General features: G+C 67.1%; 9 protein-coding genes. 4 read left to right on the top strand and 5 right to left on the bottom strand.

What is annotated here, in order from left to right; genetic code table 11:
- The first annotated feature begins 31 nt into the window (after positions 1–31).
- The 3 genes from glgX to glgB are packed head-to-tail and all read left to right on the top strand — an operon-like array spanning position 32 to position 6443.
- Positions 32–2104, top strand: a complete 2073-nt coding sequence (gene glgX / locus GZ64_RS0105465; protein WP_021200493.1) for a glycogen debranching protein GlgX — start codon at positions 32–34, stop codon at positions 2102–2104.
- A complete protein-coding gene (locus tag GZ64_RS0105470) occupies positions 2101–4242 on the top strand; it encodes an alpha-1,4-glucan--maltose-1-phosphate maltosyltransferase (RefSeq protein ID WP_401121569.1) in 2142 nt (713 codons plus the stop codon). The genes glgX and GZ64_RS0105470 overlap by 4 nt, the downstream gene beginning before the upstream one ends.
- Entirely contained in the window at positions 4239–6443 is a 2205-nt protein-coding gene (gene glgB / locus GZ64_RS0105475; protein WP_029265438.1) for a 1,4-alpha-glucan branching protein GlgB, read from the top strand. The genes GZ64_RS0105470 and glgB overlap by 4 nt, the downstream gene beginning before the upstream one ends.
- A 28-nt stretch (positions 6444–6471) precedes the next feature.
- Here the strand turns inward: glgB and GZ64_RS0105480 are convergent, their stop codons facing one another.
- The gene (locus GZ64_RS0105480) at positions 6472–7395 is read right to left on the bottom strand and encodes a tetratricopeptide repeat protein (protein ID WP_029265439.1); all 924 of its coding nucleotides are present in this window, start codon (positions 7393–7395) and stop codon (positions 6472–6474) included.
- Entirely contained in the window at positions 7392–9338 is a 1947-nt protein-coding gene (locus tag GZ64_RS19985) for a hypothetical protein (RefSeq protein WP_051667858.1), read from the bottom strand. Before GZ64_RS19985 ends, GZ64_RS0105480 begins: the two co-directional genes overlap by 4 nt.
- A gap of 181 nt (positions 9339–9519) precedes the next feature.
- Between GZ64_RS19985 and GZ64_RS0105490 the strand changes: the two genes are divergently transcribed.
- The gene (locus GZ64_RS0105490) at positions 9520–10581 is read left to right on the top strand and encodes an AI-2E family transporter (RefSeq protein ID WP_021200487.1); all 1062 of its coding nucleotides are present in this window, start codon (positions 9520–9522) and stop codon (positions 10579–10581) included.
- Between the two features lie 12 nt (positions 10582–10593).
- On the opposite strand, the gene GZ64_RS0105495 is transcribed toward GZ64_RS0105490, so the two are convergent.
- Genes GZ64_RS0105495 through GZ64_RS0105505 form a run of 3 tightly spaced genes read right to left on the bottom strand, consistent with a single transcriptional unit; the run spans position 10594 to position 12284 of the window.
- The gene (locus GZ64_RS0105495) at positions 10594–11316 is read right to left on the bottom strand and encodes an alpha/beta hydrolase (protein WP_029265441.1); all 723 of its coding nucleotides are present in this window, start codon (positions 11314–11316) and stop codon (positions 10594–10596) included.
- Positions 11313–11600, bottom strand: coding sequence for a hypothetical protein (locus GZ64_RS20150; RefSeq protein ID WP_029265442.1), 288 nt, complete (start codon positions 11598–11600; stop codon positions 11313–11315). The genes GZ64_RS0105495 and GZ64_RS20150 overlap by 4 nt, the downstream gene beginning before the upstream one ends.
- Positions 11601–11609: 9 nt before the next feature.
- Positions 11610–12284: a transglycosylase SLT domain-containing protein gene (locus GZ64_RS0105505; RefSeq protein ID WP_231479828.1), complete on the bottom strand. Its 675-nt coding sequence runs from the start codon at positions 12282–12284 to the stop codon at positions 11610–11612.
- Positions 12285–12292 lie beyond the last annotated feature (8 nt).

Consider the following 12292-nt stretch of genomic DNA (forward strand, 5'->3'; position numbering starts at 1 on the left):
GACGGCAACACATCGCGCCTAGTGTGTACTCATGCCCGAGTCCCGAGACCTCACCGTGCCCGGCGGACCTGCCCTCGACAACCTCGGCGTTCGTCTGCACGACGGCGTCGGTACCCTGCGCGTCTGGTCGCAGAACGCCTCCTCCATCGAGTTGGTCGTCTTCGACGCCACCGACCTCGACTGGGCGACGGACGAAGTGCCGCTCGAGCGACTCGCCGGGGGCGTCTGGGAGGTCACCACCGAACTGCTCCAACCCGGTGTGCGGTATGCCATCCGTGTCGGGGGTCCGCACGGCCCCGGGAACACGTTCAACCCGGAGACGCTGCTCCTCGACCCCTACGCCCGCGGCCTCGCGCAGGGAGACGGGTACGAGGAATGGCGCTCCGTGGTGATCGTCGACGGCTTCGATTGGGGCGAGTCGCAGAAGCCTCGGGTGCCGTTGGACCGCACGGTCATCTACGAGGGGCATCTCAAGGGCCTCACCAAGCGTCATCCCGATGTTCCTCCCGCACTGCACGGCACCTACGCCGGGCTTGCCCACCCCGCGATGATCGCCTACTTCCACTCCCTGGGGATCACCTCGATCGAGCTGCTCCCGGTTCATGCCTTCGTGCCGGAACCTCGCCTCCTCGAGCGCGGTCTCACCAACTACTGGGGCTACAACACGCTGAACTTCTTCACCCCGCACACCGCCTACGCCACCGAGGAGGCCCGCAAGGAGGGGCCGGAGGCAGTGCTGGCCGAGTTCAAGGGCATGGTGCGGCTGCTGCACGAGGCCGGACTCGAGGTCATCCTCGACGTCGTGTACAACCACACGTCCGAAGAGGGCATCGGCGGTCCGCGCTCGAGCCTGCGCGGCATCGACAACGCCAACTACTACCGACAGGATGAGTCCGGCGTCTACGTCGACACCACCGGGTGCGGCAACACCCTGAACACGGCAACCGATGCCGGTGCCCGACTCGTTCTGGACTCCCTGCGCTACTGGGCGCAGGAGATGCAGATCGACGGCTTCCGCTTCGACCTCGCCACGGCCATCGCCCGCGACGCCGCCCACACATACACCCCGGAGCATCCGCTTCTCACCGCCATCGCGGACGATCCGATCCTCGCCGACACCAAGCTCATCGCCGAGCCATGGGACGTCGGTCTCGGCGGCTGGCAGACGGGCAACTTCCCGGCCGGCTGGCATGAGTGGAACGACCGCTATCGCGATCGGGTGCGCAACTTCTGGCTGAGCGACATCGACTACGCCCGGCGAGCATCTGCCCCGGTGGGCATCGGTGGATTCGCGACCCGTCTCGCCGGATCGTCGAACACCTTCAGCGAGGACCGCGGTCCGCTCGCCAGCGTGAACTTCGTCACGGCGCACGACGGCTTCACCCTGCACGACCTCGTCTCCTACGACGTCAAGCACAATGAGGCCAACGGCGAACAGAATCGCGACGGTGCGGACATGAACCGCGCGTTCAACCACGGAGTCGAGGGTCCGACAGACGACCCGACCATCCTCGCCTCGCGGCGCAAAGCCATGCGCAACCTGCTCGGAACGCTCCTGCTGTCCGCGGGCATTCCCATGCTCACCGCCGGCGACGAGGTCGGTCGCACCCAGCGAGGCAACAACAACGCCTATGCCCAGGACTCCGTCCTGACCTGGCTCGGTTGGGAGTTCGAGCCCTGGCAGGACGATCTGCGCGCCCACGTCTCCCGGCTCATCCGGCTGCGCCAGGAGAACCCCGCCTTGCGACCGAGCCGCTACGCGCGACTCGGCGAGCACATCCCCAACGCCTCGGTGATGGACTGGTACGACCAGAACGGGGAGACGATGGAGCAGGACCAATGGGCCGACCCAGGGAACCGGACGCTGCAGTATGTCGCCGCCTCCACTCCCGACACCGAGGCCTACAACCGCATCCTGCTGATCGTGCACGGTACCGAGTCGCCCATCGATGTACGCCTGCCCGTCGAGATCGAAGACGCGACCCGCTTCGTCTCGCTGTGGTCGAGTGCTCAGGAGCGCCCTTCCGATGACGAAGAGGTCTTCGCGCCTGGCGATGTGCTGCCGGTCTCGGGCACGTCGATGAGGCTGTTCCGCATCGAATGAAGCCGGCCGACGACGCACCCTCCGGCGCGCTACCCGTGGCCACGTCCGCGCGGTACATTCGGGAGGTGGCTGCACGTGCTGGTACTCGGTCCTCGGCTCTTCGGAGCCCCGCTCAGATCCCGGCGCGCGCCCTGGGCGTTGCGGATTCTCCCGGTGCACTTCGGACGACCCGCATCCCGCTACTCGACCCGTCGCCATCGGTACCCGGTGGCTTCAGGCCGAAGGCCTTCGTCGGCGAAGTGGTGCCCTTCAGCGTGGTCGCGTTCCGCGAGGGCCACGACGTCATCGGCGTGCACGTCCGGCTCACGTCCCCTTCCGGAGAAGAGACCCTGCATCGCCTCTCTCCCCGCGACGACGGCACCGACACCTGGTCGACGCCGATCGCGCTCGACGAACAGGGCGAATGGCTCTTCCGGTTCGAGGCCTTCTCCGATGACTTCGCGACCTGGGCGCACGCCGCGGAGCTCAAGGTCGCCGCCGGGGTCGACGTCCCGGTGATGGCAGCGCTGGGGGCAGATCTGCTGGCGCGGGCCGCCGCGGAGAAGGACCGCCCGGCACCGCAGCGGAAACGGCTCGGCGCAGACGCGGTATCCCTGCAGGACGGCGATGCCGCGACGACCATGGCGCTGGCGACGGATGCGGGATTGGTTCAGATCTTCCGCGACCGTCCCGTGACGACTCTGCGCTCCGCGACGCCGACACACACGCTGCATGCCGACCGGCGCGCGGCAGGTGTCGGCGCCTGGTACGAGTTCTTCCCCCGCTCCGAAGGCGCGCGGCGTCTGAAGGACGGCACCGTCAAGAGCGGCACGTTCCGCACCGCGACGCGGCGTCTGCCCGACGTCGCGGCGATGGGTTTCGACGTGGTGTATCTGGTGCCGATCCATCCGATCGGTTCCACCAATCGCAAGGGACGCAACAACACCCTCACCGCCGAGGCCGGAGACCCGGGTTCGCCGTACGCGATCGGGGCCGCGGAAGGCGGGCACGATGCGATCCATCCCGAACTTGGCACCCCGCAGGATTTCCGGGCGTTCGTGCGCGCGGCACGGAGGGAAGGGCTCGAGGTCGCGCTCGACCTCGCACTCCAGGCCTCGCCCGACCATCCATGGGTGCGCGAGCATCCGGAATGGTTCACGACCCTCCCGGACGGCACGATCGCCTACGCCGAGAACCCGCCGAAGAAGTACCAGGACATCTACCCTCTGAACTTCGACAACGATCCGGACGGCATCTACGCCGAGATGCTGCGGGTCGTGCAGCACTGGGTGGCGCAGGGCGTGAAGATCTTCCGCGTCGACAACCCGCACACGAAACCGCTCCAGTTCTGGGAATGGCTCATCGCAGAGGTGAACGCCGTCGACCCCGACGTGATCTTCCTCGCAGAGGCGTTCACCCGACCGGCCGTCATGCGCGCGCTCGCCGCGGTCGGTTTCCAGCAGAGCTACAGCTACTTCACCTGGCGCAACACGAAGGCCGAGCTCGAGGAGTTCCTCGGCTCGGTATCCCACGAGACCTCCGACTACATGAGGCCCAACCTCTTCGTGAACACCCACGACATCCTCACCGAGTACCTACAGTTCGGTGGCAGGGCGGCCTACAGGATCCGCGCCTGCATCGCCGCGACGGCAGGTCCCGTATGGGGCGTTTACGCGGGCTACGAACTCTTCGAGAACGTCGCCCGTCCCGGGTCCGAAGAGAACATCGACAACGAGAAGTACGAGTACAAGTTCCGAGACTGGGTCGGCGCCGAGGCTCGCGGCGAATCGCTCGCCCCCCTGCTGCGCCGACTCAACGAGATCCGGGGCGCTCATCCCGCGTTGCAGCAGCTCCGCAACTTCCGCGCGCACTGGAGCGACGACGACGCGGTGCTCGTCTACAGCAAGCATCTGGCGGCGCCGTTCACCGGCACCGGTCGCGGAGACACCGTCATCGTCGTCGCCAACGTCGACCCGCACTCGGTGCGGGAGACCACCGTGCACCTCGACACGACCCAGTGGGGCATCCTCCCGGGCGAGGCCTTCGAGGTGGAGGACCTCCTCACGGGAGCCGTCTGGACCTGGACCGATCACAACTACGTGCGACTCGACGCCTTCGCCGAGCCGGTGCACATCCTGAAGGTGAGGGAGCGATCATGAGCTACACGGAAGACGTCGCCGCATCCACCGAATGGGAGGCGGTCTCATCAGCCACGTACCACGATCCTCACTCCGTTCTCGGAGCGCATGCCCACAAGGATGCGGCCGATCGCACCGTCACCGTGATCCGTGCCAGACGCCCGCTCGCAGAAGCAGTCGCAGCCGTCTTCGACGACGGCAGCAGGCAGGAGCTCGCCCACGTCGCCCACGGCATCTGGGAGGGCGAGCACAGCGGTCCCCCGGTCCCTTACCGCATCGCCACAAGGTACGCAGATCACGATGAGACAGTGTCGGGCGACCCGTATCGGCATCCGCCGACGCTCGGCGACCTCGACCTGCACCTGATCGCCGAGGGGCGTCACGAACGCCTCTGGGAGGCGTTGGGCGCTCATGTGCGCACGTTCGACGGAGAGATCGGCGTCTCGTTCGCGGTCTGGGCGCCCAACGCCACTGCCGTGCGGGTGGTCGGCGACCACAACGACTGGAACGGCGAGCCCCACGCCATGCGCTCGATGGGCGTCAGCGGCGTCTGGGAGCTCTTCGTTCCAGGGCTGCCGATCGGCACCAGATACAAGTACCAGATCCGCACCCGCGAGGGGGCGTGGATCCTCAAGGCCGACCCGATGGCGCTCGCTGCCGAGGTTCCGCCCGACACGGCATCGATCGTGACGGCATCGACGCACAGCTGGTCGGATGGCGCGTGGATGACGCGCCGGGCGGCCACCCACGCCGTGGCGCAGCCGTTGTCGATCTACGAGGTCCACGTCGGCTCATGGCGGGCGGGCCTCGGATACCGCGAGATCGCCGACCCGCTGATCCAGCATGTGACGGAATCGGGCTTCTCCCACGTCGAGTTCATGCCGCTGGCCGAGCATCCGTTCGGTGGATCGTGGGGCTATCAGGTCAGCGGATACTACGCCCCCACGAGCAGGTTCGGCACGCCCGACGACCTGCGCTATCTCATCGACCGTCTCCACCAGGCCGGCATCGGCGTGATCATGGACTGGGTTCCGGGCCACTTCCCCAAGGATGCCTTCGCACTCGCACGCTTCGACGGTCAGCCTCTCTACGAGCACCCGGACCCACGACGCGGAGAGCATCAGGACTGGGGCACACTCATCTTCGATTACGGCCGCCCGGAGGTCCGCGGATTCCTGGTCGCCAACGCCCTGTACTGGCTCCGAGAGTTCCATGTCGATGGGCTTCGTGTCGACGCCGTCGCCTCGATGCTCTACCTCGACTACTCCCGTCAACCGGGCGAATGGGAGCCGAACATCCATGGCGGGCGCGAGAACCTCGAGGCGATCCGTTTCCTGCAGGAGGTGAATGCCACCGCCTACCGGCTGCACCCGGGGATCCTGATGATCGCGGAGGAGTCCACCAGCTTCCCCGGCGTCACCGCTCCCACCGACCACGCAGGCCTGGGTTTCGGGTTCAAGTGGAACATGGGCTGGATGAACGACTCCCTGCAGTACATCTCACGCGACCCGATGTACCGCGGGCATCACGAGGGCGAGATGACCTTCTCCTTCGTCTACGCCTTCGGTGAGAACTATCTGCTTCCCATCAGCCACGACGAAGTCGTCCACGGCAAGGGCAGCCTGGTCGCAAAGATGCCGGGAGACCATTGGCACAAGCTGGCGAACGTGCGTGCGTACCTCGCCTACATGTGGGGGCACCCCGGCAAGAAGCTGCTGTTCATGGGGCAGGAGTTCGGCCAGCTGGCGGAGTGGTCGGAAGGGCGCGAGCTGGATTGGTGGCTCCTCGAGCAGCCCTCACATGCCCAGCTGCAGGACTTCATCGGCGAGATGAACCGTACCTACCGGGCGCAGGCCCCTCTCTGGGAACGCGACAACGACGGTTCGTCGTTCAGCCGCCTCGGTGCACCGAGTTGGGAATCCACGGTGATCGCGTTCGAGCGGCGTGACGCGCACGGCGGGCGCCTGGTCGTCGTGAGCAACTTCGCCGGGGTGGAACGCACCGGGTATCAGCTCACCCTTCCTCGAGAAGGAGTGTGGCAGGAGGTGCTCAACACGGACGCGGCGGACTACGGGGGTCGAGGATCGGGCAACCTCGGGTTGGTCTATGCGAAGCCCTCTGAAGGAGGAGCACCGCTCGCGACCCTGACGTTGCCCGCGCTCTCGACGCTGTGGCTGCGCTACCAGTCCGACCCTCACGTGCCGACGGTCAACCACGGCTGAGCGCGCCGGGGACTCGGCGCGTACCTCCCTAGAACAGCAGCGACGAAAGCCGGTTGCGCGCCGACACGACCCGCGGATCCTCCGCACCGATGAGCCCGAAGAGCTCGACCAGGCGCTCACGAACGGGCGTGCGCTGGTCGGACGGGAGCTGCGCGAACAGATCGAGCAGGCGACCGAAGGCGTCATCGACATGCCCGCCGGCGAGGTCGAGGTCGGCCACATCGAACTGCGCCTGGACGTCGAGCGGGCCCTCGGCCGCTGCGGCCCGTGCCGCCTGCAGATCGAGGCCCTGAACGCGGTCGAGCAGCCGTACCTGGCCGAGACCCGCGAGCGCGTCCGCATCCCGCGGGTTCTCCGCGAGCGCCTTCTCGTACGCCGTGATGGCGGCCGCGTAGTCGCCGACCTCGATCGCCGCGAACGCCTCAGCGTGCAGCGGGGGGAGCTCCGGCTCCACGGGAGGTTCCGGGTCCGCGCCCTCCTCGCCGACCGAGAGCGATCCGGTGACACCGTTCTGCGCCGCCACCTGCAGCAGCTGCGCGAAGACGTCGCGAACCTGCTGCTCCGGCACGGCCCCGGTGAACATCGGCACCGGCTGACCGGCGATCAGTGCCACCACCATCGGGATGGACTGGGCACGGAAGCTCTGCGCGAGCTGCGGATTCGCATCCACATCGACCTTGGCGAGCAGCACGCGTCCGCCGAGCTCGCGCGTCACCTTCTCGATGATCGGGCTCAGCTGCTTGCAGGGCCCGCACCACTCCGCCCAGAGGTCGACGACGACGGGAACGGTGCGCGAGAGCTCGAGGATCTGCCCGAACGTCTCGTCGGTCGCATCCACGACGACATCGGGCAGTCCCGGGGCGGGGGCGCCCTCTGCGGGAGATGCGGGCCGGTTGCGGAGACTCGACAGGTCGACGGCACCGCGCAGGGCGGCAGGAGAGATCTCACTCATTTGATCACCTTCACGGACAGGAGGTCCTGGTGGGCTGCCAGGAGCCGGATCTGCTCCGTCGAGCCCTTTGCCGGGACCGAGAAGAACAGCTGGAACTCGTAGGTCGTCTCGACGCCCTTCGCGGACTCGGTCGCGTCGGTGAGGGCCTTGGCTTGTGCATTGTCGCCGAAACGGATGGAGACGTCGTCTCCCGTCGGCGTCACCGTCTCGGTGTCGGTGAGGGTGACGGCGACGATCGCGCCGCTGTCCAGAGTCGTCATCGAGATGGAGGCATCCGTCGTCGGAGCCATGTCGAAGGCGGCCTTCGACGTGTCGGCGGCGCCCTTGTCGGCGAGAGCCTGGATCACGGCCTGACGGCTGTCGGTGATCGACTTGGCGTAGGTCAACGCCAGATCGTCGAACATGTCGTAGAACTCGCTCTGCTCCCCCTGGTCCACCACATCGGCGAAGGTCGAGGCGAGGTTCGCAGGCGGGATCGTCAGGAACGCGGAATCGGAGGGAACGAGCGATGTCCCGAGCCAGGATGCGGCGACCTCGGGAAAGACGGCGTCAGCAGACATCTCGGCGATGTTCGAGACCTTATAGTTCGACCAGGGGTCGGCCTGCGTCATCGTGAGGACCACCGGCGGCACCGTGTCATCCCCGGTCTTCGACAGCATCAGCACCGTGCGCGGCCACTGATCGGTCGCTTCCGGCAGCACGACCTCGACCTGATCGGTCGGGATCGCCGCGGGCGGAACGGTGTCCGGGAGCTTCGAGCGCAGCGCATATTCCGTGGTCCGTGCTGCGAGAGCGGGTCCCTCGAAGCGGGTAGCGAGCAGGTCGAGGTCGAGTGCCGCGTCGGCTTCGCTCACCGTGCCGGCGAGCGTCTTCAAGATGCGCTTGGCCTGCGCTTCGGTCACCGCAGGGGGCTTCTGGTTCTCCGGCGCGATCACCGTCGGACTCGGAGACGGGGTCGGCGAGGCGTCGCCCAGCTGCGGCCACGAGTCCGACGAGCACCCGGCGGCAAGAAGCGCCGTGAGCCCGAGAGCCGGAAGCGCGAGCATGCGACGACGGCGAGGCCGCGTCGCTGCGCGCATGGAGGTCTTCGCGTCGGGGTCCTTGCTCTCGTCCACGATCTCCGCCTCCTCGACGTCTCCGTCGGCCGGCGCCGCCGTTCCTGCCGAGGGTTCGCTGCGCGGAGTGCCGGACTCCTCGATCGCCGCGCGCTCAGACGGCGGAAGAACCGCGACGTCGATCGGTTCGGTCGCCGGGAGCGGACCCGGGCCCTTGCGCCGGGGGCCGCGGCCGCGGCGCTGATGGCGGATCGCGAGCACGTAGAGGATGAGGCCGAGCAGCAGCACGATTCCCCCGGCGACCATGAGAGGTCCCGCCCACGGCGTCGAGTTGTCCAGCGGCCAGGAGACCACGATGTCATCCGGCGCATCGGCTGTGCCGTCGTAGGCGACGAGCATGCTCGTGCCCTCGGGCAACTGCATGTTCTCGGCCGTGAGACGGTTGTCCTTGACGAACGAGTCGAGCCAGAGATCGGATCCCCGCGGATCACGCCCCGCGGACTCCGCGTCTGCGGAGTCGCCCTCAGCGCCGTCGCTCGGAGCATCGGTCTCGCCGTCGGCGGAGGGCGCCGTGACGTGCTCGACCACCAGATCGCCGTTCTTCTTCAGCGTGACCTGGTTGTAGTCGGAGTCGGCGAGCCAGGCCTCCATGTCGGCGGTGCGACCATAGCTGCCGAAGATCTCGCCCTCTCCCCGGACGATCAGCGTCTGCGCGCCTGGATTCGCCCGAAGCACGTCGCCGTCGATGAGCACGAAGGGTGCCGGTTCATCGATCTCGACCTGGGTCTGCTGAGTGTCCGGCCCCATGAAGATGGTGCGCTGAGCAATCCCCGCGCCGATCAGCACGGCAGCCAGCACGAAGGCCACCACGGCCCATACGAAACGCACGAATAGTCTCCTCACGCATCGCCGGCACTTGCCGGCGACGCAACACTCGACATTTCAGACTAGCGAAATCAGCTGTGTGTTGCCCACGAGCAGGTTCAGTGCGGGCCGGACCGGCACGTCGTCGGCACCGAGCCGGACGCTCTGGATAGCCTGGCTGCATCCGTCCTCGAGGAGCCTCCGAATGAAGATCCACAATCCCTTCCGCACCGCCCTGGTGGCGACGCTCGGCGTGGGATTGGGCATCCTGCTGATCAACAGCGTGCAGAACCTCTCCACGGTGCTGCTCTATCTCGGCACGGCACTCTTCCTCAGTCTCGGACTCGATCCGCTCGTCTCCTTCCTGGAGCGCCGGCGTCTCCCCCGATGGCTCGCTGTCATCGTCACGATTCTCGCGGTGCTCGGCATCTTCGTCGGCATCGTGCTCATCGTCCTTCCCGTGCTGGTCGACCAGATCTCCCAGCTGATCGCCCAGATCACGGCGATCGTGCAACGCGGTACCGCGATCGACGACCTCAAGCAGTGGATGACGGACGCGTTCCCCAACCTGAGGGTCGATGATGTCTTCACCTACGTCGAGGACTGGCTCACCACGAACCTGACCGAGATCGGCGGCTCCATCGGCCAAGGGTTCCTCGTGGCGAGTGGCGCCGTGCTCAGCGGCCTGTTCGGCGCGTTCATCGTCCTCATCCTGACGATCTATCTCACGGCTTCCACGCCGTCCCTCAAGCGGGCGGTCTACCAGCTGGCTCCGGCGTCGAAACGTGACAGGTTCATCGACCTGTCCGAACAGATCACGGATTCGGTCGGCTATTACGTCATGGGGCAGGTGACGCAGGGTGTCATCAACGGCGTGCTGAGCGCGATCTTCCTGTCGATCATCCAAGCACCGTTCCCCGCCGTCCTCGCGGTGATCGCGTTCTTCTTCTCCCTGATCCCGCTCGTCGGCACCCTGACCGGCTCCACGATCATCGTGCTGGTATGTCTCATCCCCGGACTGGGCTCTCCGGCGACAGCGATCGCCGCTGCGATCTACTACCTGATCTACATGCAGATCGAGGCCTACATCATCTCGCCGCGCATCATGAGCCGTGCGGTCTCGGTACCGGGGGCTGTCGTCGTGGTCGCGGCACTCGCCGGAGGAAGCCTTCTCGGTCTGCTGGGCGCGCTGATCGCCATCCCGGTCGCCGCGAGCATCCTGATCATCTACCGGCAGGTGCTCATCCCGCGGATGAACGAGCTCTGAGCCTGCTGCGCGTCAGTCGTCGGCCGGCCAGTGCGTGGTGAGAGGCAGCGCCGCAGGATTGACCGCGGCCACGATCTCCGTCAGCACGCGTCGCGTCTGGGTCTCGCCCACCCAGAGGTGCTTCCCTCCGTCCACCGCGATCAGCTGTGCGTGCGGGATCGCAGCGAACCTTTCGCGGGCCTCGGCGGGGCGCAGGTAGTCATCCAGCTCCGGTACCAGGACGACCACGCGTCGGTCGATCGTCGCCCACGCGGCGACCTCTTCCGGTGTCGCGCGGTGCAAGGGCGGCGAAAGGAGGATGATCCCCTCGATGTCGTGTTCCCGACCGTACTTCAACGCGAGTTCCGTGCCGAAGGACCATCCCAGCAGCCAGGGGCGAGGCAGAGCGCGCTCACGGGCGAAGTCCATCGCTGCCGCGACGTCGAACTGTTCGGACGCCCCGCCGTCGAAGGATCCGTCACTCGTCCCACGAGGTGAGGTGGTCCCCCTCGTGTTGAATCGCAGCACGGCCAGATCCGCCAGGGCCGGAAGACGTGCCGCCGCTTTGCGGATGATGTGCGAATCCATGAACCCGCCGGCCGTAGGCAGGGGATGAAGCGTCACGAGAGTCGCGACAGGCGTCGTGGTCTCCGGCACGGCGAGCTCTCCGACCAACGTGAGACCGTCGGCGGTCTTCAGCTCGATGTCTTCGCGTCGCGCCGGAAGCTCCAGTGGTCCTCGGATCTCGATGCTCATGCAAGCCTCCAACAGTGTGTGTGCCAATGACGCCGTGCGGCGAGGTCGGCCGCGTCGCCGAGCACGCCGTCCGCGCGCCAGGCGACGAGATGCGCGGTTCCGGCGACGATCGATCGACCGCAGCCCGGGCAGAGGTAGTCCTTCTGCGCCTGCGCCCCGGAAACCGGTTGCACGGTCCACTCACCGCCGCGGCGGGTCTCGGTACGCTTCCAGCCCGCGAGGAGGCGATCGAAGGATTCCTCGTGGTCAGGGCGCTCCGAAGGACGTCTGCGAGAGCGGGGCATACTGCCTGCTCACCACCAGTGGTTGTTGACCCAGAAGTTGTACGCACCGGCCCAGCTGCCGTAGCGGCCGGTGGCGTACCCGGTCGCCCAGCGAAGATTGTCGACCGGATTGTAGCCGTTGCCGGGCACCTTGCTGCACGGCAGGGCCTGCACCAGACCGCAGGCACCGGAGGACTTGTTCGTGGCGTTCGGGTTCCAACCGCTCTCGCGGGACACGACGTAGTCGACGTACTGCCAGTCGCTCTGCGCGATGCCGGCTGCCGCCATCCACTCTGCAGGAGCACCGCCTCCCGTGTAGGGAGGAAGGCTACCTCCGGAAGACTTTCCGGAGGATCCCCCACGGGGTGCTGCAGCCACGGTCGGGACCGGAGCCGGCTTCGGCTTCACATAGACCTCGAATCCTCCGCGCACGACGGGTGCGATCTCGGCACCTTCGACGGTGACGGTGAGGTTCTGAGTGTCCGCGAGCGCAAGCGAATAGGCGGAGTCCGGCGACTCCTCAGGGGCGGGTGCGGCCAATGCCACCCCGGTCGGTGCGACCAATGCACCGGCGAAACCCACGACGGCGAGGGCACTGAAGACCCCGACGACACCACGGCTGCGAGACCAGCGTCGTGTGCCCGTGCGCGCCGAACGAGCCTTCACCGCGGGCACCGGCGAGAGGTCGTTTCTTTCGAGATTCATGTCGTTTC

The organism is Microbacterium sp. Cr-K32, assembly GCF_000708345.1.
Classification (GTDB): domain Bacteria; phylum Actinomycetota; class Actinomycetes; order Actinomycetales; family Microbacteriaceae; genus Microbacterium; species Microbacterium maritypicum_A.